Annotated in this window: 25 protein-coding genes and 1 pseudogene; 9 read left to right on the forward strand and 17 right to left on the reverse strand. The window is 69.7% G+C overall.

What is annotated here, in order from left to right; all coding sequences use genetic code 11:
- Nucleotides 1–232 precede the first annotated feature (232 nt).
- The 3 genes from folB to ABZ396_RS20540 are packed head-to-tail and all read left to right on the forward strand — an operon-like array spanning nucleotide 233 to nucleotide 1,739.
- A complete protein-coding gene (gene folB, locus ABZ396_RS20530; protein WP_358921576.1) occupies nucleotides 233–592 on the forward strand; it encodes a dihydroneopterin aldolase in 360 nt (119 codons plus the stop codon).
- Nucleotides 589–1,200 carry a 2-amino-4-hydroxy-6-hydroxymethyldihydropteridine diphosphokinase gene (gene folK / locus ABZ396_RS20535; protein WP_358921578.1) on the forward strand — a complete coding sequence of 204 codons (612 nt, stop codon included), beginning with the start codon at nucleotides 589–591 and terminating at the stop codon, nucleotides 1,198–1,200. Before folB ends, folK begins: the two co-directional genes overlap by 4 nt.
- A 50-nt stretch (nucleotides 1,201–1,250) precedes the next feature.
- Nucleotides 1,251–1,739 (forward strand): DUF3180 domain-containing protein, encoded by a 489-nt coding sequence (locus ABZ396_RS20540; RefSeq protein WP_358921580.1) that lies wholly within the window; start codon nucleotides 1,251–1,253, stop codon nucleotides 1,737–1,739.
- 18 nt (nucleotides 1,740–1,757) lie between these two features.
- Here ABZ396_RS20540 and folE read toward each other — a convergent pair whose 3' ends face one another.
- The 6 genes from folE to dacB all read right to left on the reverse strand — a co-directional run bounded on the left by folE (nucleotide 1,758) and on the right by dacB (nucleotide 9,542).
- Nucleotides 1,758–2,363 carry a GTP cyclohydrolase I FolE gene (gene folE / locus ABZ396_RS20545; protein ID WP_358921582.1) on the reverse strand — a complete coding sequence of 202 codons (606 nt, stop codon included), beginning with the start codon at nucleotides 2,361–2,363 and terminating at the stop codon, nucleotides 1,758–1,760.
- Nucleotides 2,364–2,498: 135 nt separating this feature from the next.
- Entirely contained in the window at nucleotides 2,499–4,538 is a 2,040-nt protein-coding gene (gene ftsH, locus ABZ396_RS20550; RefSeq protein ID WP_358921584.1) for an ATP-dependent zinc metalloprotease FtsH, read from the reverse strand.
- Nucleotides 4,539–4,745: 207 nt separating this feature from the next.
- Nucleotides 4,746–5,285, reverse strand: coding sequence for a hypoxanthine phosphoribosyltransferase (hpt, locus tag ABZ396_RS20555; protein ID WP_358921621.1), 540 nt, complete (start codon nucleotides 5,283–5,285; stop codon nucleotides 4,746–4,748).
- Nucleotides 5,286–5,357: 72 nt separating this feature from the next.
- Nucleotides 5,358–6,449 (reverse strand): tRNA lysidine(34) synthetase TilS, encoded by a 1,092-nt coding sequence (gene tilS, locus ABZ396_RS20560; protein WP_358921585.1) that lies wholly within the window; start codon nucleotides 6,447–6,449, stop codon nucleotides 5,358–5,360.
- A gap of 191 nt (nucleotides 6,450–6,640) precedes the next feature.
- Nucleotides 6,641–7,771, reverse strand: a complete 1,131-nt coding sequence (locus ABZ396_RS20565) for a zinc-dependent metalloprotease (RefSeq protein ID WP_358921587.1) — start codon at nucleotides 7,769–7,771, stop codon at nucleotides 6,641–6,643.
- Nucleotides 7,772–7,895: 124 nt separating this feature from the next.
- The gene (gene dacB, locus ABZ396_RS20570; protein ID WP_358921589.1) at nucleotides 7,896–9,542 is read right to left on the reverse strand and encodes a D-alanyl-D-alanine carboxypeptidase/D-alanyl-D-alanine-endopeptidase; all 1,647 of its coding nucleotides are present in this window, start codon (nucleotides 9,540–9,542) and stop codon (nucleotides 7,896–7,898) included.
- 79 nt (nucleotides 9,543–9,621) lie between these two features.
- Here dacB and ABZ396_RS20575 point away from each other — a divergent pair, with 79 nt between their 5' ends.
- A complete protein-coding gene (locus ABZ396_RS20575; RefSeq protein WP_352225761.1) occupies nucleotides 9,622–10,113 on the forward strand; it encodes an inorganic diphosphatase in 492 nt (163 codons plus the stop codon).
- A 147-nt stretch (nucleotides 10,114–10,260) separates the two neighbouring features.
- The gene (locus ABZ396_RS20580) at nucleotides 10,261–11,916 is read left to right on the forward strand and encodes a threonine/serine exporter family protein (protein ID WP_358921591.1); all 1,656 of its coding nucleotides are present in this window, start codon (nucleotides 10,261–10,263) and stop codon (nucleotides 11,914–11,916) included.
- Between the two features lie 41 nt (nucleotides 11,917–11,957).
- Here ABZ396_RS20580 and ABZ396_RS20585 read toward each other — a convergent pair whose 3' ends face one another.
- Nucleotides 11,958–12,863: a VTT domain-containing protein gene (locus tag ABZ396_RS20585; RefSeq protein WP_358921623.1), complete on the reverse strand. Its 906-nt coding sequence runs from the start codon at nucleotides 12,861–12,863 to the stop codon at nucleotides 11,958–11,960.
- Nucleotides 12,864–13,033: 170 nt separating this feature from the next.
- On the opposite strand from ABZ396_RS20585, the gene ABZ396_RS20590 reads away from it, so the two are divergent.
- Nucleotides 13,034–13,399 (forward strand): YbjQ family protein, encoded by a 366-nt coding sequence (locus tag ABZ396_RS20590; protein WP_358921593.1) that lies wholly within the window; start codon nucleotides 13,034–13,036, stop codon nucleotides 13,397–13,399.
- Nucleotides 13,400–13,417: 18 nt separating this feature from the next.
- Here the strand turns inward: ABZ396_RS20590 and ABZ396_RS20595 are convergent, their stop codons facing one another.
- A complete protein-coding gene (locus ABZ396_RS20595; protein ID WP_358921595.1) occupies nucleotides 13,418–14,179 on the reverse strand; it encodes a MerR family transcriptional regulator in 762 nt (253 codons plus the stop codon).
- Between the two features lie 136 nt (nucleotides 14,180–14,315).
- On the opposite strand from ABZ396_RS20595, the gene ABZ396_RS20600 reads away from it, so the two are divergent.
- Both ABZ396_RS20600 and ABZ396_RS20605 read left to right on the forward strand, forming a co-directional pair.
- Nucleotides 14,316–15,602, forward strand: coding sequence for an ion channel protein (locus tag ABZ396_RS20600; protein WP_358921597.1), 1,287 nt, complete (start codon nucleotides 14,316–14,318; stop codon nucleotides 15,600–15,602).
- A 32-nt stretch (nucleotides 15,603–15,634) separates the two neighbouring features.
- Nucleotides 15,635–17,044: a glutamate decarboxylase gene (locus tag ABZ396_RS20605; RefSeq protein ID WP_358921599.1), complete on the forward strand. Its 1,410-nt coding sequence runs from the start codon at nucleotides 15,635–15,637 to the stop codon at nucleotides 17,042–17,044.
- Between the two features lie 184 nt (nucleotides 17,045–17,228).
- Here ABZ396_RS20605 and ABZ396_RS20610 read toward each other — a convergent pair whose 3' ends face one another.
- The 3 genes from ABZ396_RS20610 to ABZ396_RS20620 all read right to left on the reverse strand — a co-directional run bounded on the left by ABZ396_RS20610 (nucleotide 17,229) and on the right by ABZ396_RS20620 (nucleotide 20,320).
- On the reverse strand, nucleotides 17,229–17,768 hold the full coding sequence (locus ABZ396_RS20610; protein WP_358921601.1) for a DinB family protein: 540 nt from the start codon (nucleotides 17,766–17,768) through the stop codon (nucleotides 17,229–17,231).
- Nucleotides 17,769–17,875: 107 nt separating this feature from the next.
- Nucleotides 17,876–19,336, reverse strand: a complete 1,461-nt coding sequence (locus tag ABZ396_RS20615) for an aldehyde dehydrogenase family protein (protein ID WP_358921603.1) — start codon at nucleotides 19,334–19,336, stop codon at nucleotides 17,876–17,878.
- Between the two features lie 159 nt (nucleotides 19,337–19,495).
- Entirely contained in the window at nucleotides 19,496–20,320 is an 825-nt protein-coding gene (locus tag ABZ396_RS20620) for a helix-turn-helix transcriptional regulator (RefSeq protein ID WP_358921625.1), read from the reverse strand.
- Between the two features lie 334 nt (nucleotides 20,321–20,654).
- Between ABZ396_RS20620 and ABZ396_RS20625 the strand changes: the two genes are divergently transcribed.
- Entirely contained in the window at nucleotides 20,655–21,155 is a 501-nt protein-coding gene (locus ABZ396_RS20625; RefSeq protein ID WP_358921605.1) for an ATP-binding protein, read from the forward strand.
- A gap of 88 nt (nucleotides 21,156–21,243) precedes the next feature.
- Here the strand turns inward: ABZ396_RS20625 and ABZ396_RS20630 are convergent, their stop codons facing one another.
- The 6 genes and pseudogenes from ABZ396_RS20630 to ABZ396_RS20655 all read right to left on the reverse strand — a co-directional run.
- A complete protein-coding gene (locus ABZ396_RS20630; protein WP_358921627.1) occupies nucleotides 21,244–21,462 on the reverse strand; it encodes a DUF397 domain-containing protein in 219 nt (72 codons plus the stop codon).
- Nucleotides 21,463–21,663: 201 nt separating this feature from the next.
- Entirely contained in the window at nucleotides 21,664–22,137 is a 474-nt protein-coding gene (locus ABZ396_RS20635; protein ID WP_358921607.1) for an SRPBCC domain-containing protein, read from the reverse strand.
- Complete coding sequence (locus ABZ396_RS20640; protein WP_358921609.1) at nucleotides 22,134–22,478, reverse strand: metalloregulator ArsR/SmtB family transcription factor; 345 nt, start codon at nucleotides 22,476–22,478, stop codon at nucleotides 22,134–22,136. Before ABZ396_RS20640 ends, ABZ396_RS20635 begins: the two co-directional genes overlap by 4 nt.
- Before the next feature lie 10 nt (nucleotides 22,479–22,488).
- Nucleotides 22,489–22,896 carry a VOC family protein gene (locus ABZ396_RS20645; RefSeq protein WP_358921611.1) on the reverse strand — a complete coding sequence of 136 codons (408 nt, stop codon included), beginning with the start codon at nucleotides 22,894–22,896 and terminating at the stop codon, nucleotides 22,489–22,491.
- A gap of 50 nt (nucleotides 22,897–22,946) precedes the next feature.
- Nucleotides 22,947–23,210, reverse strand: coding sequence for a 30S ribosomal protein S18 (gene rpsR, locus ABZ396_RS20650; protein ID WP_358921613.1), 264 nt, complete (start codon nucleotides 23,208–23,210; stop codon nucleotides 22,947–22,949).
- A gap of 7 nt (nucleotides 23,211–23,217) precedes the next feature.
- Nucleotides 23,218–23,874 (reverse strand): annotated as a pseudogene (locus ABZ396_RS20655) (GTP-binding protein); the annotation flags it as partial.
- Nucleotides 23,875–23,889: the final 15 nt, after the last annotated feature.

Genomic DNA, 23,889 nt, shown 5'->3' on the forward strand with positions numbered 1-23,889 from the left:
GCGCGGCGCAAGAAGTGGCTGGAATCACTAACTCGCGAGTAGGTCCGGCTACCAGCCCGTGAGCCGCCGGGTTCTCCAGGGAAAACGCGCGATGAACCCTGCCGACCCCGGCGCGGACGCCCGCCCCGTGACCCGGCTCTGTCAGTGTCCGCAGGTAGATTCGTCTGAGGCCGGTCCATCGCCCGCACGTGATGCGACTTCGCCGTTACCGACGATTGCAGGAGTGATTCGCGTGGATCATGTCGCGCTGCGCGGCCTGAAGGCCCGCGGGCACCACGGTGTCTTCCCCAAGGAGCGCGAGGAGGGCCAGACCTTCCTCGTGGACCTCGTCCTTGGCCTGGACACCCGGCCGGCGGCGGCCGACGACGACCTGGCGAAGACCGTGCACTACGGCGTGGTGGCCGAAGAGGTCGTCGCCGTGGTCGAGGGGGAGCCGGTGAACCTGATCGAGACGCTGGCCGAGCGGATCGCCCAGGCCTGCCTGAAACACGAGGGGGTACAAGAGGTCGAGGTCCGGGTCCACAAGCCGGACGCGCCGATCGCCGTCCCCTTCGACGACGTCACCGTCACCATCACCCGGAGCCGAGTATGACCGCATTCTCTCTGCGGGGTCCCAGCGACCCGACCGTCCAGCCGGTGCCCGCCTCCGTCGTCGAACAGGTCGACGCCGCCGACACCACCCTCTCCAACCCCAAACGCGCCGTGGTCGCCCTCGGCTCCAATCTCGGCAACCGCCTGGAGACCCTCCAGGGTGCCGTCGACGCCCTCGAGGACACCCCGGGCGTCCGCATCAAGGCCGTGTCGCCGGTGTACGAGACGGAACCGTGGGGCGTCGAGCCCGGCAGCCAGCCGACGTACTACAACGCGGTCGTGGTCCTGAAGACCACCCTCCCGCCGTCCTCCCTGCTGGAGCGGGCGCACGCGGTCGAAGAGGCGTTCAACCGGGTGCGGGACGAACACTGGGGTCCGCGCACCCTCGACGTCGACATCGTCGCGTACGCCGACGTCGTCTCCGACGACCCGCAGCTCACCCTTCCGCACCCGCGGGCCCACGAGCGCGCCTTCGTGCTCGCGCCCTGGTACGACGTCGACCCCGAGGCCCAGTTGCCCGGCCGCGGCACGGTCGCCGACTTGCTGGCGGCCGTCACCCGGCACGGTGTGGAGGCGCGTGCGGACCTGGAACTCCGACTGCCGGAGTAGTCGTTAAGGTCGAGACGACCACATCGCTGCGGGGGAGCTGAAGGAACACAGTGAAAGAGCTGCGGATCAGGGTGCTGGCCGGTGTGTTCGTCCTGGCCGGGGTGCTGTCCTGGGCGGGGGCCCGCCTGTGGAACTCGGTGGGGACCCTGCCCAGTGTGCCGGTGGCCGCCCCGATCGTCCTCGCCCTGATCGCCGTGGTCCTGCTCTCCACGGCGCTCTCGCTGCGCGCCCGTCTCAAGGCCCAGCGCGAGCGCCGCCCGGGCGCCAAGGGCGTCGACCCCCTGATGGCCGCCCGCGCGGTCGTCTTCGGCCAGGCCAGCGCCCTGGTCGCGGCCCTGGTCGCCGGCATGTACGGCGGCACGGGCGTCTTCCTGCTGGAGCTCCTCAACCTCCCCGCGCGCCGCGACCAGGCCATCTACGCGGCCTTCTCGGTGCTGGCAGGCATCGGCGTCATAGCGGCGGCGATGTTCCTGGAGCGTGTGTGCAAGCTCCCGGAGGACGACGAGAACCACCACAACGGGGCCGAGCCGGTCGCCTGAACCCCGCCCCGGGGACGGTCAGCGCGCCAGTATCAGGCTCATCGCCTCGGCGCGGGTCGTGGCATCCCGAAGCTGGCCGCGGACCGCCGACGTCGTCGTCTTGGCACCCGGCTTGCGGATCCCGCGCACCGACATGCACATGTGCTCGGCCTCGACGACGACGATCACACCCCTGGGCTCCAGGATCCGCATCAGGGAGTCGGCGACCTGCGTGGTGAGCCGCTCCTGCACCTGGAGGCGGCGTGCGAACACCTCGACCAGCCGTGCCAGCTTCGACAGGCCCGTGATCTTGCCGGTCTCCGCCGGGATGTAGCCGACATGGGCGACGCCGTGGAATGGCAACATGTGATGTTCACACAAGGAAACGATTTCAATGTCCTTGACCAAGACCATCTCGTCATGACCAAGGTCGAACGTTGTCGTCAGGACCTCCTCGGGCGACTGCTGATTCCCCGCCAAAAGCTCGCGATACGCCCTCGCCACCCGCGCCGGGGTCTGCCGGAGCCCTTCGCGGTCGGGGTCCTCGCCGACCGCGATCAGGAGTTCGCGTACGGCGTTCTCGGCGCGTTTCTCATCGAATTCGCCGATGGTGCCCTCGCCGTCCAGGGTCACGGGGTCGGTCATCTGGGGTGCCTCGTTCCTTAGGGGGGCGCGGGTGGGTCACGCGCCTCAAATGCGGGCATACCGAAAAGCCGCGCCCCCCAGGCTAGATCCTGAGGGACGCGGCATCCATTCCGAGCCAGGTGAGGCCGGTGTGAGTCAGCTCTCGGGACGGTCCTCCGGGGCCTTCTCGACCGCCGGGGCGGACTCAGCCGCCGTGGACTTGACGGTGCTGACCGCCGGCGTCACGCCGTTCGCCCCGTTGGTCAGTGCGAGCTCCTTCGGGGAGAGCACCGGCGGGCGGGTGGACGGCGTACGACGGGAGGAGCCGGTCCAGGCGGGCCGCGGGGGCCGCTTGACGATCGTCGCGAAGATCTCGGCGATCTCCTCCTTGCCCAGGGTCTCCCTCTCCAGGAGCTGGAGCACCAGGTTGTCGAGGACGTCGCGGTTCTCGACCAGGATCTCCCAGGCCTCGTTGTGCGCGTTCTCGATGAGCTTCTTGACTTCCTCGTCCACCAGAGCGGCGACCTCTTCCGAGTAGTCGCGCTGGTGGGACATCTCACGGCCGAGGAAGGGCTCGGTGTTGTCGCCGCCGAACTTGATCGCGCCGAGACGCTCGGTCATGCCGTACTGCGTGACCATCGCGCGGGCGGTGGTCGTGGCCTTCTCGATGTCGTTGGCGGCGCCGGTGGTCGGGTCGTGGAAGACCAGTTCCTCGGCCGCGCGGCCGCCCAGCATGTAGGCGAGCTGGTCGAGCATCTCGTTGCGCGTGGTCGAGTACTTGTCCTCGTCCGGCAGGACCATCGTGTAGCCGAGGGCGCGGCCCCGGGACAGGATCGTGATCTTGTGGACCGGGTCGGAGTTCGGGGAAGCCGCCGCGACCAGGGCGTGGCCGCCCTCGTGGTACGCGGTGATCTTCTTCTCCTTGTCCGACATGATCCGGGTCCGCTTCTGCGGGCCCGCGACCACGCGGTCGATCGCCTCGTCGAGCATCTGGTTGTCGATGAGCTTGCGGTTGCTGCGGGCCGTGAGCAGCGCCGCCTCGTTCAGCACGTTCGACAGGTCCGCGCCGGTGAAGCCCGGCGTGCGGCGGGCGACCGCCGAGAGGTCGACGTCGGGCGCGACCGGCTTGCCCTTCTGGTGAACCTTGAGGATCTCCAGACGGCCCTGCAGGTCCGGCGGGTCGACCGCGATCTGGCGGTCGAAGCGGCCGGGGCGCAGCAGCGCCGGGTCGAGGATGTCGGGCCGGTTCGTCGCGGCGATGAGGATCACACCGCCCTTGACGTCGAAGCCGTCCATCTCGACGAGCAGCTGGTTCAGGGTCTGCTCGCGCTCGTCGTGACCGCCGCCGAGGCCGGCGCCGCGATGACGGCCGACCGCGTCGATCTCGTCGACGAAGACGATCGCCGGGGCGTTCGCCTTGGCCTGCTCGAAGAGGTCGCGCACCCGGGAGGCACCGACACCGACGAACATCTCGACGAAGTCGGACCCGGAGATCGAGTAGAACGGCACCCCGGCCTCGCCGGCGACGGCACGCGCGAGCAGCGTCTTGCCGGTGCCGGGACGGCCGTAGAGGAGCACGCCCTTGGGGATCTTGGCGCCGACGGCCTGGAACTTGGCCGGTTCCTGGAGGAACTCCTTGATCTCGTGGAGCTCCTCGACGGCCTCGTCACAACCCGCGACGTCCGAGAAGGTCGTCTTCGGGGTGTCCTTGGTGATGAGCTTCGCCTTGGACTTGCCGAAGTTCATGACCCGGGAGCCGCCGCCCTGCATCTGGTTCATCAGGAACAGGAAGACGACCACGATGAGGACGAAGGGGAGCAGGGACAGCAGCACACCGACGAAAGCGTTCTGCTTGGTCGGCGCGACGGTGTAACCGTCGGGGATCTGCTTGCCCTGGTACTTGGTCTGCAGCGTGTTGGCGATGGTCACGCCCTGGTCGCCGATGTAGCTCGCCTGGATCTTCGAGCTGCCGGAGACCTTCTCGCCGTTCTTGAGCGTGACCTTGATGGTCTGCTCGTCACCGGTGGTCAGCTTCGCCGATTCCACCCTGTTGTTGTTGATCGCCGCCACGACCTGGCCGGTGTCCACCGTCTTGTAGCCGCCGGACGAGCCGACGACCTGCATCAACACGACCACGGCAAGGACGGCCAGCACGATCCACATGACCGGCCCACGGAAGTATCGCTTCACGTCCATCCATACGGAGCGTGTCGCCCCGTCCCTCCTGCCATAGTGAGTTTGATAAGACAGTTCTTCTGACGGTACCCCAGCCTGAGTGCCCGACGCCGCACGGAGCGGCTCGGACGGCTGTTAAACCCGTCTCTGCATGCTCCAACGGCGCGAAACCCGCTGGGGTTCCCGATCGTCTTGGGCAAGTGGACCCTCCGGCGTATCAGCCGGGGGTCAGCCGCCGTAGACGTGAGGCGCGAGCGTACCGACGAACGGGAGATTGCGGTACTTCTCGGCGTAGTCGAGGCCGTAGCCGACGACGAACTCGTTGGGGATGTCGAAGCCGACCCACTCGACGTCGATGGCGACCTTGGCAGCGTCGGGTTTGCGCAGCAGGGTGCAGATCTTCAGGGACTCCGGCTCGCGGGAGCCGAGGTTGTTGATCAGCCAGGACAGCGTCAGGCCGGAGTCGATGATGTCCTCGACGATCAGGACGTGCCGGCCCTTGATGTCGGTGTCGAGGTCTTTGAGGATCCGCACCACACCGGAGGACTGGGTGCCCGCGCCGTAGGAGGACACGGCCATCCAGTCCATGGTGACGGGGGTGGACAGCGCCCGGGCGAGATCGGCCATGACCATCACGGCGCCCTTGAGGACGCCGACGATGAGCAGGTCCTTGCCCGCGTACTCCGCGTCGATCTTCGCGGCCAGCTCGGCCAGCTTCGCGTCGATCTCTTCCTTGGTGATGAGTACCCGCTGGAGATCGGCACCCATGTCGTTCGCGTCCACCCGCACCACTTTCGGTCGTCCCACCGGCGGAGCCCGGCCCCCCGGAGGGGTACGGATTCAGCCTTGCCGGATGACCAGTCTGCCACCCTGGCGCTGGGCGACGACCTTGCCCGGGAGATTGATGGCTCCCTGGCCGCGCCAGCCGGTGATCAGCCGGTCGACTTCCTCGATGTGCCGGGCGAAGAGCGAACCGGCCGGTGCGCCCGCCTCGATGGCCGCGCGGCGCAGGATCCGGCGGCGGACGGCGGAGGGCAGGGCGTAGAGCTTGGCGCACTCCAGCAGACCCGCGGCATCCCGTACGGAGGCCTCCGCCTGGCTGGCCCAGCTGTCGAGGGCGTCGGCGTCGTCGCGGGAGAGCTGGGCGGTGCGGGCCAGGGCCTCGACGACGCCCTTGCCCAGGGCCTTCTCCAGGGCGGGCAGGCCCTCGTGGCGGAGCCGGGAGCGGGTGTAGGCCGGGTCCGCGTTGTGCGGATCGTCCCAGACCGGCAGGGACTGGACCATGCAGGCCTTGCGGGCGGTCTGCCGGTCCAGCTGGAGGAACGGGCGGCGGTAACGGCCGTCGGCCCCCGAGACCGCGGCCATTCCGGACAGGGAGCGGATGCCCGAGCCGCGCGCGAGGCCGAGCAGGACGGTTTCAGCCTGGTCGTCTCTGGTGTGGCCGAGCAGGATCGCGGTGGCGCCGTGTCGCTCGACGGCGGCGTCCAGGGCGGCGTAGCGGGCGTCCCGGGCGGCGGCCTCGGGCCCGCCGTCGCGGCCGACGGTCACGGTGATGGACTCGACCGGGTCCAGGCCGAGTTCGCGCAGCCGCAGGACGACCTCTTCGGCCCGCAGGTCGGAACCGGGCTGCAGGCCGTGATCGACGGTGATGCCGCCCGAGCGGACGCCGAGCTTGGGGGCCTCGAAGGCGAGGGCGGAGGCGAGCGCCATCGAGTCGGCGCCGCCGGAGCACGCCACGAGGACGAGCGGGGAGGGGGTCCGCTCGTTCGGTGTCTGCTCCGGGATGTCTCCGGTGGGGCGCGTGCGCGCGACGATGCGCCCGCCGGCGCGATCACCGGGGGTACGGCTGTGACGGCTGTTGTCGGTGAGGATGTCGTGGAGGACGCGGCGGACCGCCAGGCGTATCGCCGCGACCGCAGGATGGGGACCCATGTCCGGTTCCCTTCATGAAGTTTTCGGGAGGTGAGCCCGAGATCGGTCACTCAGAGTGTGTAGATGGTGACAGAAACGGGCCGTTCCCCGAGCATCGCACGCCTACCCATCGCTCACGGTCCCTCGGACGGGTGATTGGAGGGGCGTTCGCCTGCCGTAGGCAGGATCCGCTTCACCCCACCTCCGTCGGTTCACGACTCGGCTTTGCGGTGCACCCGTGCGACCCAGTCCGCCGGTTTGGCGATCTCAGCCTTGGTCGGCAGGGTGTTCGGGGATGTCCACACCCGGTTGAAGCCGTCCATGCCGACCTGCTCGACGACGGCCCGCACGAAGCGCTCACCGTCCCGGTACTGCCGGAGCTTGGCGTCCAGGCCGAGCAGCTTGCGCAGGGTCATGTCCAGCCGGGAGGCACCCTTGGCACGCCGCTGCTGGAACTTCTCGCGGATCTCGGCGACGGTCGGTACGACCGCCGGTCCGACCCCGTCCATGACGAAGTCGGCGTGGCCCTCCAGGAGGGACATGACGGCGGTGAGCCGGCCGAGGATCTCGCGTTGGGCCGGGGTCTGCACGAGTTCCACGAAGGACCGGCCGCCGTCGTCCTCCTCGGCCTCGGGGCGGCTCCCGGCCAGGGACTGGGCGGCGTCCCGGACGCGTTCGAGGATGGTCATCGGGTCGACGTCGGTCTCCGACAGGAACGCCTGGATCTCGCCCTCCAGGTGGGCCCGCAGCCAGGGCACCGCCGAGAACTGGGTGCGGTGCGTCTCCTCGTGCAGGCAAACCCACAGGCGGAAGTCGTGGGGCTGTACGTCGAGTTCGCGCTCCACGTGGACGATGTTCGGAGCGACGAGCAGCAGCCGTCCGCCGCCGTGCTCGTCCGCGGGGAGGTCGCGGGAGGCGGGGGCGAAGGTCTCGTACTGGCCGAGGACCCGGGAGGACAGGAACGACAGCAGCATGCCGAGTTCCACGCCGGTGACCTTGCCGCCGACCGCGCCGAGGACGGCGCTGCCCGGGCTGCCGGCCCGCCGCTCCTGCATCTTGTCCAGCAGTGGCTTGAGCAGTTCCCGGAACCCGGCGACGTTCGCCTTCACCCAGCCCGGGCGGTCAACCACCAGGATGGGGGTGTCGTGAATGTCGTCGTTCCCCATACGAGTGAAGCCCCGGACGTGCTCCTCCGAGGCCTTCGCGTGCCGCCGCAGCTCCGCGACGATGGCCCGGGCCTCGTCACGGCTCACCTCGGGGCCCGGCCGCACGAGTCGGGTCGCGGTCGCCACCGCGAGATTCCAGTCGACCATCCCAGAAGCAGCGCCACCGATGCTCGTCATGCGTCAACCGTACGTTAGCGCTCCCACTTGGGGCAGGCCGTGGAGGTGCGGCTGATTTGTGCGGTGGGCGGGTTGGTGGTGCTTGCGCCGGCTGGGAAGAGCGTCCGGTCGCCCCTGCCTGCGTTCACAGACCCGCCAGCGCCGTCGCCGTCCGGTCCAGTGCCGCTTGGGCCTCCAGCGGGTTCGTGGTGTTCGCCGCGAGGAAGGCGAACACCAGCAGGCGCCCGTCCTTGTCGACGACCGTGCCCGCCAGCGTGTTGACGCCGGTCAGGGTGCCGGTCTTCGCGCGTACGACGCCTGCCGCGCCGTCCGTGTAACGGCTGGTCAGGGTGCCCGTGAAGCCGGCGACGGGGAGGCCGGTGAGGACCGGGCGCAGGCCCGGCCGGTCCACGTCGGCGGCCTTGACGAGCAGGGCGGCGAGAAGGTTCGCCGTCAGCCGGTCGTCACGGTTCAGACCGCTGCCGTCATGGAAGGAGGCGCCGGTCATCGGCAGGCCCAGCTTGGTCAGTCGGGTGTCGATCGCGGCCGCGCCCCCGGCGAAACTGGCCGGCTCGCCGCTCGCCAGTGCCGTCTGACGGGCCAGGGCCTCGGCGATGTCGTTGTCGCTGTTGGTCAGCATGCGCTCGACGAGCGAGGACAGCGGGGGCGAGGAGACGGTGGCGAGGGTCTCGGCCCGGCTGCTCGCCTTGGAGGTGCCGGGCGGCGAGGTTTTGATTCCGGCTTCCGCCAGGAATCCGGCGAACTTCCGTGCCGCGTCGGCCGCCGGGTCGCTCACCCGGGTCGCCGGGCCGTCGTCGGAGTCGTTGGTGCGGCCCTCGTCGGCGATGAGGGGGCTCACGCGTGCGAGGTTGTCGTTGACACCGATGGGGTGCAGGTCGGGGCCGGTGTAGAGGGTGGTGTCGTACGAGAGCGTGATCTGTCTGATGCCCCGCGCGGTCAGCGAACCGGCCGTGTCCGCGGCCAGGGTGCGCAGGCTGGCCCAGCCTCCACCGTTCTCCTTGCGGGCGGTCAGGGTCGGGTCGCCGCCGCCGACCAGGACGACCTCCCTGGTGCCGGGTTCGAGGGCCACGCGCGTGGTGATGCGGTGGTCGGCGCCGAGAGCGGAGAGGGCGGCGACCGCGGTGGCGATCTTGGTGGTGGAGGCGGGGGTGAGGGCCGTGTCGGCGCCGGCGTCGTAGAGGCGCTCGCCTGTGGCCACGTCGACGACCACGGCGGTGCGGGTGCTGCCGAGCGCCGAGGCCTCCAGAAGGGGCTCCAGGAGGTCCGTGAGGGCCGTTCCGGAGATTTCGGCGGGTTCCCCGGTGGGCGCCGACTTCACGGTGTTCGTGACGCCGCCCAGGCCCGTCAGGACGGATCCGGCGCTCGGCGCGGGGCTGGGTTCTCCCGCGGCGAGGTCGGAACCGTGATCTGCGCCACCCGTCCGTTCCAGGGCGGCGGCCCGGTCCCGCTCGGCCGTACGCTGACCGGTGGCGTCCCAGGGGCCCGCCGCGGTCACCACACCGGCGGCCAGCGCGAGCCCCGCCGTGGCGGCGCCCGCGGTGTACTGCCAGGTCCTGAGGGTCCGAGGGCGAGAGGGGCGGACCAGGGTGGCAAGCCGGGGTCCCGTCGCGCGCGTGATGCGTGCCAGCTGCGGTCCGACTGCCCGCGCCAACCGCGTGACCTGCGGTTTCGTGGCGGTCGCGACGCGTGCCAGACGCGGTCGCACGGCGCCCGCGATCTTCCGCACACGCGGTTTCGCGGACTGCCAAGGCCTCGGCTCTGGCACGACCACCAGCCCCTTTCGCGATCACACACCTGCGTGAGGGACACTTAATCACCAGAACTATGTGTTGATCATGGAGGAGCCACCGGTGGAGTTCGACGTCACGATCGAGATCCCGAAGGGTTCGCGGAACAAGTACGAGGTGGACCACGAGACCGGTCGGATCCGCCTGGACCGTCGTCTCTTCACCTCGACCAGCTACCCGGCCGACTACGGCTTCGTCGAGAACACCCTCGGCGAGGACGGCGACCCGCTGGACGCGCTGGTCATCCTGGAGGAGCCGACCTTTCCCGGCTGCCTCATCAAGTGCCGGGTCATCGGCATGTTCCGGATGACCGACGAGGCCGGCGGCGACGACAAGCTGCTGTGCGTCCCGGCGTCCGACCCGCGTGTGGAGCACCTGCGTGACATCCACCACGTGTCGGAGTTCGACCGCCTGGAGATCCAGCACTTCTTCGAGGTCTACAAGGACCTGGAACCCGGCAAGTCCGTCGAGGGCGCCAACTGGGTGGGCCGCACCGACGCCGAGGCGGAGATCGAGCGGTCGTACAAGCGCTTCAAGGAGCAGGGCGGTCACTGATCCAGTCCGAGCACGGAAAGCGGGCCGCACGCACGCGTGAGGCCCGCTTTCCGTGCCGCTGCCCTGCGTGGCCCGTTTTCGTTCCACTGTGTGGTCACGCGCATACTGAGCCTTACGTGAAATTGTCGTTCAGGGAGCGTTACGCCGGTGACGGAGGAGGAGGACCGCAAGCCCCGGTCGGACGAGGCGCGGTACGACCCGGAGATCACGTCCGAGTTCGCCGTTCCGGCGGGCATCGCGGTCCCCGAGGTCGGCGTCGAGCCTGAGGCCACGTCCGAGTTCTCGGTACCCGAGGGGCTGGCGGTGCCGCAGCAGGTGTCCGGCGAGCCGGAGGGCTCGGCGTTCAGCATGCCGAGCACCTACAGCGCCCTGGACGGCCCGGCCGCCTTCACGCCCGCCTCCGGATTCCCCGCGGTCAATCTCGTCAAGGACGCGCCCTGGCAGGACCGGATGCGCACGATGCTGCGCATGCCGGTGGCCGAGCGGCCGGCGCCGGAACCGGTGCAGAAGACCGACGAGGGCGGGCCGGCCGTCCCGCGGGTGCTCGACCTGACACTGCGTATCGGGGAACTGCTGCTGGCGGGCGGCGAGGGCGCGGAGGACGTGGAGGCCGCGATGTTCGCGGTCTGCCGGTCGTACGGCCTCGACCGCTGCGAGCCGAACGTCACCTTCACGCTGCTGGCGATCTCCTACCAGCCCTCACTGGTCGACGACCCGGTGACGGCGTCCCGGACGGTACGGCGGCGCGGCACCGACTACACGCGTCTGGCGGCCGTCTTCCGGCTCGTGGACGACCTGACCGACCCCGAGACCCATGTCTCCCTGGAGGAGGCCTACCGGCGGCTCGCGGAGATCCGCCGCAACCGGCACCCGTACCCCGGCTGGGCGCTGACCACCGCGAGCGGGCTTCTCGCCGGGGCCGCCTCCGTGCTCGTCGGCGGTGACGGCCTGGTGTTCGTGGCGGCCGCGCTCGGCGCGATGCTCGGCGACCGGCTGGCGTGGCTGTGCGCGGGGCGGGGGCTGCCGGAGTTCTACCAGTTCATGATCGCCGCCATGCCGCCGGCCGCGATCGGGGTCGCGTTCGCGCTCGCCCACGTCGATGTCGCGGCCTCCGCCGTCGTCACCGCTGGGCTGTTCGCGCTGCTGCCCGGGCGGGCCCTCGTGGCGGGCGTCCAGGACGGGCTCACCGGCTTCTACATCACCGCCTCCGCACGCCTGCTGGAGGTCATGTACTTCTTCGTCGGCATCGTCATCGGGGTGCTGACGGTCCTGTACTTCGGCGTGAAGCTGGGCGGCAGGCTCAATCCCGACGCGGGGCTGAACTTCGCCGAGCGGCCGCTGCTGCAGATCGCCGCGTCGATGCTGCTGTCGTTGACCTTCGCGGTGCTGCTCCAGCAGGAACGGTCCACCGTGCTGCCCGTGACCCTCAACGGCGGTGTGGCGTGGTGCGTTTACGGCGCGATGCACTACGCAGGGGGGATCTCGCCGGTCGCCTCCACGGCCGCGGCGGCCGGCCTTGTGGGGTTGTTCGGGCAGCTGCTGTCGCGGTACCGGTTCGCCTCCGCGCTGCCGTACACGACCGCGGCGATCGGGCCGTTGCTGCCGGGGTCGGCCACGTATTTCGGGCTGCTGTCCATGGCCCAGAACGAGGTCGACAAGGGGCTGGTGTCGTTGGCAAAGGCGGCGTCGCTCGCCATGGCCATCGCCATCGGCGTCAACCTGGGGTCGGAGATCTCCCGGTTGGGCCTGCGGATCGGTTCGGCAGGGAAGCGCAGGGCCGCGAAGCGGACCAGGGGGTTCTGAGCCCCTGTTGGGCAGGGGCTCGGCCGGGACGGCGTCTCCGCTTACGGCGCCCGGTAGTGGTCCTCGCTGTGCGGGTACCGCTGCTGGCCGTACCCGTTCTGGTCGTACCCGTTCTGGTCGTATCCGTTCTGGTCGTATCCGTTCTGGCTGTAGCCGCCCTGGCCGTGGTACGGCTGCTGCTGGGGCTGCTGCCCGTACTGCTGAGGCTGCCCGTACTGCTGAGGCTGGTCGTACTGCTGCTGCGGAGGCTGCTGCCGGCCGTACGTCGGCTCGATCCGGCGGAGCTGTGTCGTCGCGTCGTCCATCACCGGCGGGGCGGCGTGCTGCTGGAGCGGCTGCTGCGTCCGGGCCGCCCTCTTGTTCTTCGAGCGGCTGCGCAGGAACTCGATGATGATCGGGATCACCGAGACGAGGACGATCAGGATCAGGATCGCCTCGACGTTGTTCTTGACGAAGCCGATCTTGCCGAGCCAGGAGCCGAGCAGGGTGACGCCGGCGCCCCAGAGGACGCCGCCGATGACGTTGAACGTCACGAACGAGCGGTAGGCCATACCGCTGACGCCGGCGATGATCGGCGTGAACGTGCGGATCACGGGCACGAAGCGGGCCAGGATCAGGGACTTCGGGCCGTGCTTCTCGAAGAACTCGTGCGCCTTGGCGACGTTCTCCTGTTTGAACAGGCGGGAGTCGGGGCGGTTGAAGAGCGAGGGGCCGACCTTCTTGCCGAACATGTAGCCCGCCTGGTCGCCGAGGATCGCGGCGACGCAGATCAGGGCGATGGCGCCCCACAGGGGGAAGTCCAGCTGGTGCGAGGTGATCAGCAGGCCGCAGGTGAACAGGAGAGAGTCACCCGGCAGGAAGAAGCCGATCAGAAGGCCGGACTCGGCGAAGACGACCAGGAGCAGGCCCCAGATACCGAACGAGTCGAGAAGACTGTTCGGATCCATCCAGCTCGGGCCAAGGGCAATCGTGGTCGTCACGGTTCCGGGCTCCTGGGGGTGAGGGCACTACGGGTTCCTTGTGCGGCCGCACAAAGCTATCAACGCATTGTGTCCGCCCCAGGTTCCACCGGTGGATCCAGGGTGCACTGTGCCCGCCCTGGGGAATAGCTGTGGACATGGGTATCGAAGAGTACGGCGGCGGTCAGGGACCCCAGCCCGATGTACTGGTGGTCACCACGAACGACCTTCCCGGGTACCGGGTGCGCGAGGTCATCGGCGAGGTCTTCGGGCTGACCGTGCGCTCCCGGCACCTGGGCAGTCAGATCGGCGCGGGTCTGAAGTCGATGATCGGGGGCGAGCTGAAGGGGCTGACGAAAACGCTCGTACAGACCCGCAATCAGGCCATGGACCGGCTGGTGGAACAGGCACGCGCGCGTGGCGCGAACGCCGTGCTGGCCTTCCGGTTCGATGTGACCGAGGCCGCCGACGTGGGTACGGAGGTGTGCGCCTACGGCACAGCCGTCATCGTCGACAAGGTCTAGTGCCGCAACAGGCACTGGCTACGCCGTGTGCCGCGCCGCGTTCGCCTCGATCGCCTCCTTCAGGTGCTCGGCCATACCCGGGGCCATGGAGTCGTAGAACGCCTTGAAGCGCTCGTCGGACATGTACATCCCGGCGAGGCCGCGGTGCATCTCGTAGGGGCAGTCGTAGAACCAGGTCGAGATGTGCTGCCGGTGTTCCTCGGCCATGTCCATGGCCTGGACGCCGGTCGGCGGCTCGGCCTCGTTCACCAGGGCGGCGTAACGCTCGCCCCAGTCGTCGACCTCGGCCTTCATGCGCTGCCAGTCGGCCTTGGTGTAGCGGGCGGCCCGGCGCTGCGACTCGGCGTAGGCCTCGGTGCCGCCCCAGCGCCGCTCGGCCTCCTCGGCGTACTGCTCGGGGTCCTTGTCGCCGAAGACCTCGAAGCGTTCCTCGGGTGTGAGGTTGATGCCCATCCTGCGTGCCTCCATGGCGTGCTCCACGGCCTCGGCCATCTTCTGCAGCTTCTCGATCCGGGCGGTCAGCAGGTGGTGCTGGCGGCGCAGATGCGCGCGCGGATCCGCGTCCGGGTCGTCGAGCAGGGCCGCGACCTCGTCGAGCGGGAAGCCGAGCTCCCGGTAGAACAGGATCCGCTGCAGCCGGTCGAGATCGGTGTCCCCGTAACGCCGGTGCCCGGCGGGGCTGCGCTCGCCCGGGACCAGCAGGCCGATCTCGTCGTAGTGGTGCAGGGTGCGCACGGTGACGCCGGCGAATCCGGCGACCTGACCTACGGAGTAGCTCACTTCCGCTCCTTTCCGCGCTCCACCTTGACTCCTCACGTCACGTGAGGTGCAAGCCCCTTGCGTTCGGGCCGGCCCGCCCCCGGACGTCCGTTTCCTCCAGGATGTTGTGTCGGTTTTGCCCGCTTATGGTGGGACCGTGGCCCAGGACACCGCGCGGCAGGCGCCCCCCACCCCGCCCTCGGCCCCCGCGCGCGCCCTGCTGCCGCTGATCCTGCCCTCCCTGGTCGTCGGCGTCGGCAGCAGCCTGCTGTACCTGCTGGTGAGCTCGCTGGCGGAGCGGTTGCAGCACGTACTCTGGAACAACCTGCCGGACGCGCTCGGCATCGGGCGCTACTCGGTGCTGTGGATGCTGCTGATGCTGACCGCGACCGGCGTCGCGGTCGGTCTGGTGGTGTGGAAGGTACCGGGGCACGCGGGGCCAGATCCGGCCACCCTGGGCCTGGAGGCGGTGGCGCTGCCGCCCGCCGTGCTGCCGGGGCTGCTGCTGGCGACCGTGCTGATGCTGGCGGGCGGGCCGAGTCTCGGTCCCGAGAACCCGATCATCGCCGTGAACGTGGGGCTGGCGCTGTGGCTGGGGCGCCTCGCGATGCCCCGGCTGCCGGGCTCGCTGTGGCCCGCGCTGGCCGACGCGGCGACGCTCGGCGCGCTGTTCGGTACGCCGGTGGCGGCGGCCCTGGTCATCTCCGAGTCGCTGGCCGGGAAGCCACTGAAGGGGGCGCTGTGGGACAACCTGTTCGGGCCGCTGATGGCCGCGGGCGCGGGCGCGCTGACGACCGCCCTGGTGGCCCGTCCGGCCTTGGATCTCGGGCTGCCCGCGGTCGGCCGGCTGCGCTGGGCCGATCTGCTGGCTGCCTTGGTGATCGCCCCCGCGGCCGCGCTGCTCGGCATGCTCGCCGTCTGTGCCTTCCCGTACGTCCACGGCGCCTTCGGGCGCCTCGGGCACCCCATGGCGGCCCTGCCGGTCGGCGGCGTGGTCCTTGGCCTCCTGGGCGCGCTGGGCGGCCATCTGACGCTCTTCAAGGGGCTGGACCAGGTCGCGGAGCTGGCGAAGGACCCCGAGGGCTGGTCGGCCGGGCAGTTGGCGGTGATGACGGTCGTCAAGCTGGCCGCGCTGCTGGTGGCCGCGGCCTGCGGTTTCCGCGGTGGCCGGATCTTTCCGTCGGTTTTCATCGGCGCGGCCCTCGGGCTGTGCGCCCACGCCCTGCTGCCCGCCGTCCAGCCCTCGGTGGGCGTGGCGGCGGGTGTGCTGGGCATGCTGTTGGCCGTCACCCGGCAGGGCTGGGTGAGCCTGTTCACGGCCGCGGTGCTCGTGGCCTCGCCGGCGATCCTGGCCCTGATGTGCATCGCGTCGCTGCCCGCCTGGCTGCTGGTGACCGGGCGGCCGAAGATGCAACTGCGGGCGGACGGCACGGCCCTGCGCTGAACCTTGTGACATTGCTCTAGGAGGCACCCTTCATGGCGCTCCACAAAGGACCCGGGAAGCACCAGGAGCGACCCATTTCCGTCAACCCGTTCTTCGGTGAGGCGAACCCGGTCGGCGGCATGACGGAGGCCCCGCCCACGCACCGGCTCCCGGACAGCCCGCTGCCGCCCACGACCGCGTACCAGCTGGTCCACGACGAGCTGATGCTGGACGGCAACGCCCGGCTGAATCTGGCCACCTTCGTCACCACCTGGATGGAACCGCAGGCCGGGCAGTTGATGGCGGAGTGCCGGGACAAGAACATGATCGACAAGGACGAGTACCCGCGCACCGCCGAGCTGGAGCGGCGCTGTGTGGCGATGCTCGCCGACCTGTGGAACGCGCCGGATCCGGCCGGCACGATCGGCTGTTCGACGACCGGCTCCAGCGAGGCCTGCATGCTGGCCGGGATGGCGCTGAAGCGCCGCTGGACGCAACGCAACACCGACCGGTATCCGGGGACGGCCCGCCCGAATCTCGTCATGGGCATCAACGTCCAGGTCTGCTGGGAGAAGTTCTGCAACTTCTGGGAGGTGGAGCCCCGGTTCGTCCCCATGGAGGGCGAGCGCTACCACCTGGACCCGCAGGCCGCCGCCGAGCTGTGCGACGAGAACACCATCGGGGTCGTCGCCATCCTCGGTTCCACCTTCGACGGGTCGTACGAGCCGGTCGCCGACCTCTGCGCCGCCCTGGACGCCCTCCAGGAGCGCACCGGCCTCGACATCCCGGTCCACGTCGACGGCGCGTCCGGCGCGATGGTCGCGCCCTTCCTCGACAAGGACCTGGTGTGGGACTTCCGCCTGCCGCGCGTGGCGTCGATCAACACCTCGGGGCACAAGTACGGCCTGGTCTACCCGGGCGTCGGCTGGGCGCTGTGGCGCGACAAGGAGGCGCTGCCCGAAGAGCTCGTGTTCCGGGTCAACTACCTGGGCGGCGACATGCCCACCTTCGCCCTCAACTTCTCCCGCCCCGGCGCCCAGGTGGTCGCGCAGTACTACACGTTCCTGCGTCTCGGCCGGGACGGCTACCGCGCGGTGCAGCAGGCCTCGCGGGACGTGGCCACCGGGCTCGCCGAACGTATCGAGGCGCTCGGCGACTTCCGGCTTCTCACCCGGGGAGACCAGCTGCCCGTGTTCACCTTCACCACCGCCGACCACGTGACGTCGTACGACGTCTTCGATGTCTCCCGGCGGCTGCGCGGGAGCGGTTGGCTGGTGCCGGCGTACACCTTCCCAGCCAACCGGGAGGACCTGTCCGTGCTGCGGGTGGTGTGCCGCAACGGCTTCTCCAAGGACCTGGCCGAGCTGTTCCTGGAGGACCTCGCCCGGCTGCTGCCCGAACTGCGCCGGCAGCCGCACCCGTTGACCAGGGACAAGGACGCGGCCACCAGCTTCCACCACTAGGGCCTGTTGCGAAAGTCCCGTCGTCCGCCCGGAGGGCGGGCCCCGCGGCGTCCGGTGCGTGCTCTCGGGGTGCCGGGTGCAAGCCCTCGTACTGGACGTACTTGGGTTCGTGCCCGGTGCGGCGAGAGTGCGTGCCGGGCGTCGCGGGGCAGGCGGGACTTTCGCAACAGGCCCCAGGGGGTGTCTAGGAGGCCTGTTCCATCGCCACGAGTTCGAAGGCCGTCTTCCCGTCCAGGGACTCGCGGACGATGTCGGCGTGGCCCGCGTGCCGGGCGGTTTCGCGGATCAGGTGGAGGCAGACCCAGCGCACGGAGACCCGGCCCTCCGGCGGGAACCACGGCTGCGGCGGGAGCGGGAAGGTGTCGTCGAGGCTGGGGACGGAGCGGATGAACTTCTCCGTCTCGGCGGCGACCTGCTCCCAGTAGGCGAGCTGCGAGGCCACGGTCTCGTCGCCGATCAGCTGGAACGTCTCGTGCCAGTTCGACTGGTCCCGCTCTACGGTGGGCGGCTCCTGCCTGGCGCGGGCGATCCAGCTCTGCTCGACCTCGGCGACATGCTTGAGCAGGCCCGACAGGGACAGCTCGCTCGCGCTCGGCCTGCTCGCCGCCTGCTCGTCCGTCAGGCCGAGCAGTGCCCGGCGGATGCCGCCGCGCTGTTCCTCGATGAAGGAGATCAGTGCTCCGCGCTCGTCGCCCTGCTCTTCCGCGGGAACGTGAGTGACCATGACGGGCCGCCTTTCCTGGGGTCGTGTTGCCCTGACACGGACGAAGCTACGGGCCCCTTAGGACAGATCTCGTCCTAAAGGGCCCGGGGCGGCCGGCTTTTCGACCGCTAGAACGGGAAGCCGCTCCGGCCGTGCTGGACCGAGATCCACTTCAGGGTGGTGAAGGCCTCCACGGTGCTCTCGCCGTTCAGGCGGCCGAGGCCGGAGTGCTTCTCGCCGCCGAAGGGGACGACGGGCTCGTCGTGGACCGTGCCGTCGTTGACGTGGAACATGCCGGTGTCGATCCGCTTGGCGAAGGACACGCCCCGCTCGATGTCACCGCTGTGGACCGCGCCGCTGAGCCCGTACGGGGTGTCGTTGACGATGCGTACGGCCTCCTCCTCGCCGTCGAACGGAATGAGGAAGGCGACCGGCCCGAAAACCTCCTGGCGGAGCAGCTCGGAGCCGGCCGGGACGTCGGTGAGGACCGAGGGCTCGACCAGGTTGTCGGTGGTCGTGCCGTGCACCAGGGCGGTGGCGCCCTCGGCGACGGCCTGCTCGACAATGGCCGAAATCGACTCCGCCTGCTGGGAGTTGATCACCGGGCCGATGACGGTCCGGGGGTCCCGCGGGTCGCCGGCCTTGAGGGTCTTTACCTTGGCGACGAACTTCTCGGTGAACTCGTCGGCGATCGAGCGGTCGACGAGCACGCGGTTGGCGGCCATGCAGACCTGGCCCTGGTGGACGTACCGGCTGAAGACCGCCGCGTCGACCGCGTAGTCGATGTCGGCGTCGTCGAGGACCACCAGCGCGCTGTTGCCGCCCAGTTCGAGCACCGAGCGCTTGAAGAGCGAGGCACAGACGGTGGCCACGTGCCGGCCGACCTTGTCGGAGCCGGTGAAGGAGATGACCTTCGGGACCGGGTGCTCGATGAAGGCGTCGCCGATCTCCGCGATGTCGGTGACGACGACATTGAGCAGACCGCCCGGCAGGCCCGCGTCCTCGAAGATCTTCGCGACCAGGGTGCCGCCGACGATCGGGGTGTTCTGGTGGGGCTTGAGGACCACGGCGTTGCCGAGCGCGAGCGCCGGGGCGACCGACTTGACCGACAGCAGGAAGGGGAAGTTGAAGGGGCTGATCACGCCCACGACACCGACCGGCACGCGGTAGAGGCGGTTCTCCTTGCCGTCCACCGGGGAGGGCATGATCTTGCCCTCGGGGCGCAGCGCCCACTGGATCGACTCGCGCAGGAACTCCTTGGCGAGGTGCAGTTCGAAGGCGGCCTTCAGATGCGTGCCGCCGAGCTCGGCGATGATCGCCTCGGTGATCTCCGCCTCGCGGTCCTCGATGAGGCGCAGGGCCTTCTCGAAGACGGCCCGGCGGGCATACGGACTGGTGGCGGCCCACTGCTTCTGGGCGCGCGCGGCGGCCTGGTAGGCCTGATCTATCTCCTCTGCCGAGGCTATGGTGATGGACGCCAGCTTCTCCCCGTCATACGGGTTGAAGTCGATGATGTCCCAGGAACCGGTCCCCGGGCGCCACTCGCCGTCGATGTACTGCTGGGCCAGGTCGCTGAAATAGGACGACATGTGATCCCTCGATCCCCTGCTGCGTCGGCAGTCGATGCAGACACCTGATCCACATCCACATCACGGTCTGATCACGCGTCATCGTACTTGCGCCACCTGGGAGTTGGGACACCCGCCGGCGATCTCCGCGCAGCACCGGGGGAAAACCCTCTACCGGGCTCAGGAGAGCTGGAGCAGGCCCCGCAGCAGGTCCCGGCTCTCGTCCGGTCCGGGGCTGTCCTGCTGGAGCTCCTTCAGCGCCTGCTCGTACTGGGCGACGTCCTCGCGCTTGTCGAGGTAGAGGGCGCTGGTGAGCTGCTCCAGGTAGACCACGTCGGACAGGTCGGACTCCGGGAAGCTCAGGATCGTGAAGGAGCCGCCCTCACCGGAGTGGCCGCCGAAGCTGAACGGCATGATCTGCAGCCGTACGTTGGACCGCTCGGAGATCTCGACGAGGTGCTGGAGCTGACCGCGCATCACCTCGCGGCTGCCGTAGGGCCGGCGCAGGGCGGCTTCGTCGAGGACGATGTGGAAGTCGGGGGCGCTTTCGGCCACCAGGTACTTCTGCCGCTCCATGCGCAGGGTGACCCGGCGCTCGATGTCGGCCTCGCCGGCGCCCTTCATACCGCGCCGCACCACCGCGCGCGCGTACTCCTCGGTCTGCAGGAGGCCGTGGACGAACTGCACCTCGTAGGCCCGGATCAGATGCGCCGCGCCCTCCAGGCCGACATAGGTGGGGAACCAGCTCGGCAGGACATCCGAGTAACTATGCCACCAGCCTGCCACGTTGGCCTCCCTGGCGAGGGAGACGAGCGACTCGCGCTCGGCCTCGTCCGTGATGCCGTACAGCGTCAGCAGGTCTTCCACGTCCCTGGTCTTGAAGCTCACCCGGCCCAGCTCCATGCGACTGATCTTGGACTCGGAGGCACGGATCGAGTAGCCCGCCGCCTCGCGGGTGATGCCACGCGCCTCGCGCAGCCGCCTGAGTTGCGAACCGAGCAGCATGCGCCGCACCACCGATCCGGGCTCTCCCGCGCTCACGTTCGCCAGCCTCCCCAACCGTCTTCAGGGCCCCGCAGTCTGCCACTAAAACACTTCGAGCAGTACTCATCCGGTTACGGAAACGGAAAGCGGCCAAAGTTTAAGCACAGGAAGACGCAAGCAGGTAGTGAGCCAAGAGCAGCAAGTTGGCGGAAAAAATGGCCAACAAGCGGTACGGGAGGGTCCAATTCGGTCGCGTGCACGTGCATCTGCCCTTGCATCTGCTGTGCGCATCCGAAACCATGGTCCCGCGCCACCGCTGCATCGCAACGACCGCGAATTCCCGGGAGTGCCTCGCATGGGGACGAATGGATCGACCATGCTCAAGCCGTTACGGCAGGGCCTTCCGCCGCTTGATCCCGCGGCCGTGTCCAACGCCGCCTCCTGTGCCCTGCCGGCCCGCCACGAAGCGGTGCGCGAGGCCCGGCTGTTCACCCGCAGAACGCTCGGCCAGTGGGACGTCGGCGACCGCTTCGACGACATCTGCCTCGTTGTCTCGGAGCTCGTCACCAACGCCCTGCGGCACGCGGTGCCCGGTGAGACCGATTGCCTCGCCGCGCCGCAGACGCCTGCCGTGCGGCTGCACCTGATGCGATGGACCGAGCGGCTGGTGTGCGCGGTGCGCGACCCGAGCCACGAGACCCCCGTCCCCAGGGACTCCGACGACTTCTCGGCGGAGTCGGGCCGCGGGCTGTTCCTGGTCGACTCCTTCAGTGACGGCTGGGGCTGGCACCCGCTCGCGGGCACCCTCAGCGGCAAGGTCGTATGGGCACTGTTCCGGCTCCAGCCCTCCGAATAGGGAATGCGGCGTCTTCGCACGCCGGGTTTCTACGCGCGTTACCGTTCCCTGTGCGGCGATTGCATCGGGTTCCCCCGATATGGCTCCCTCAGCTCGCGATCAGGTGGTCGAACTCGCCGTCCTTCGCGCCGAGGAGCATCGCCTCGATCTCGGCCCGGGTGTAGACGAGCGCCGGCCCGTCCGGGAAGCGCGAGTTGCGGACCGCCACCTCGCCGCCCGGCAGCCGCGCGAACTCCACGCAGGAACCCTGCGAGTTGCTGTGCCTGCTCTTCTGCCAGGCCACTCCGTCCAGCTGCGTCGCAGCCATGCCGTTGTACACGTCAAACCCCCCGTACACGCCGTCAACGTCGAGGTCCACAGGTCGCTCCCCGCTGGTGCACTAACTGGCTGATGTGACCATTGATGCTGTGGTCAACTGATCCGGATCATAACCCCGTTCACCTGCAGATGCATGAGCAAATGCACGTGCACGCGCGGTGTTCCTGCGGTTACAGCTTTGACGCCCGCTTTACCCAAGCTGTTCCAGCGTCTGCCCCAGAGCCGCCAAGACATGCGACCGCCAGCCCCCGTTCATGATCTTTCGCGCCATCATCTGCGCCGGGTCGTCCGGATCGAACCCCTCATGCACTAGGAAGAGACGCGTACCGCGGCCCTCGTGTTCCAACGTCCACGTGATGGTCCAGTGAGAGAGATTGGCCGGATCGGGATCGGACCACCGGACGGACAGCATCCGCTCCGGGTCGTAGGCGAGAACCCGCACGTCGACGACGCCCGAGAAGCGGCTGTTGGGACGCGGGACCGATGTCATCCGGTATCGGTGACCGACCTCGAGACGGAAGTTCTCGGCCCCCTGCATCTGCCACTGCACGAGCAGACCGGGTTCCGTGAGGGCGCGCCAGACCTTCGCGGGCGGATGCGGAAGGAACTGGTCCACGCGGATGGTGGTCAGGTCGTCACCGTCGGGGGGCAGGCCGGTCGTCATGGCCGCTCATCGTCGGGCATGCGGTCGAGCAGTGCGCCGAGGTCCTTCAGCCGGTCCCGCCAGAACCGCTCGTACGGGTGGAGCCAGTCCTGCAGGTCGGCCAGCGGGGCCGCCTCCAGGCGGTAGATGCGCCGCCGGCCGGAGCGCTGCTCGGAGACCAGGCCGGCCTCCCGGAGCACCCTGAGGTGTTCCGAGAGGCTGGGGCGGCGCATGTCGAAGTGGTCGGCCAGGGCCTGGACCGGCTGGGGGCCGCCGTCGCGCAACAGCCGCAGCACCTCACGCCGGGTGGCGTTGGCGAGCGCAGCGAAGACGCGGTCCTCGACGGCGCCGGTCGTGGTCATGGCCGGTCTCCTAGCTGTGAGCCTCCGTGAGCAGCATCAGACCGTTGCCGTCCGGGTCCCGGAAGGAGGCCATCCGGCCCCACGGGAGGTCGTCCGGGCCCTGTACGTCGGTGCCCGCCTCGGCGAGCCTCGCACAGCCGGCGTCGACATCGGTCGTCACCAACATGATCCCCCGTGCCGAGCCCGGCTCGGCACCGCTTTTCCGGGGGACGCCCCCAGACCCCCGGCCCATCTCCGGCCCGGAGAGCGTGAAGACGGTCTGCGCGCCCGCGGGGGCGACCTGGAGCCAGCGTCCCTGGGGCATGTCCAGGTCGGCGGTCACCTCGAATCCGAGGATGTCCCGGTAGAAGCGCAGGGCGCGGTCCTGGTCGGTGACGGGGAGGGTGACGAACGAGGCGTGGGTGATGTGGGTGCTCATGCGGCAACAATAGGTAGGCATTTCCCTACCAGTCAAGCGTAGGGAAGTGCCTACCTAATCAGCCGGGTCCGGCGCCCTATCTGGGCGGCTCCGTACGGCAGCAGCGCCATCTCGCGCGCGTTCTTGATCGCCCGGGCCAGCAGTCGCTGCTGCTGGGCGGAGACACGGGTGACGCGGCGGCTGCGGATCTTCCCCCGGTCGGAGACGAACTTCCGCAGCAGATCGGTGTCCTTGTAGTCGATATAGGTCACGCCCGCCTGGTCCAGCGGGTTCGGCCGGTTCTTCGCCGGCTTGCGGTCGGTCGTGCGGGGCATGGCGGGGTCAGACCTCCAGGAGGTTGTCGAAGGCGGGCGGCAGCCGTTTCCAGGCGGCGCGCCCGGCGGCGTACTCGGCGTCGGTCAACAGGCAGGACTCCAGCAGTCGTTCGAGCCCGTCGCGGTCGAGGCCGGGGGACGTGAAGACGAGGTGCTGGCAGCAGTCGCCGTGCTCCGGGTGCCAGTCCAGCGCGGCGGCGGCCCGGCGCACCGGCGGGACCATCTCCCAGGCCGCGTCCGGGAGCGAGGCGAGCCACGGCCCGGCGCTCTCCACACAGAGGGCGCCGCCCGCCGCGTCCCAGTGCAGCAGCACGTCGGGCTTGTCGGCGAGCCAGAACCGGCCCCGGCTGCGGGCGGCCGCGCAGGTCACGTCCTCCAGGGCCGCGTACAGCCGCTCGGGGTGGAAGGGCCGCCTGCGGTGCCACACGAGCGTGGTGACGCCGTGGGCGTCGGCCTCGGTGGGCAGCAGCGCGCAGGCCGGGTGCTGGGCCGCGGCGGCCGCCTCCACGTCGAAGCCGGCGAGGGCGGCCCTGGCCAGCGGGGAGTCGGGCGCAGGGCCCGCCGAGTCCCCCGGGATGCCGCCCGGCAGGGGGACTCGGCGGGCTGTCGGGTGGAGCTGCGCCAGCAGCTCGCGGTCCTCGTCGTCGGCCTCCGGGGAGTCGGGGCGTGAAGGTCTGAC

Origin of the sequence: Streptomyces sp. NPDC005866, from assembly GCF_040629895.1 — a bacterium.
Classification (GTDB): Bacteria; Actinomycetota; Actinomycetes; order Streptomycetales; family Streptomycetaceae; genus Streptomyces.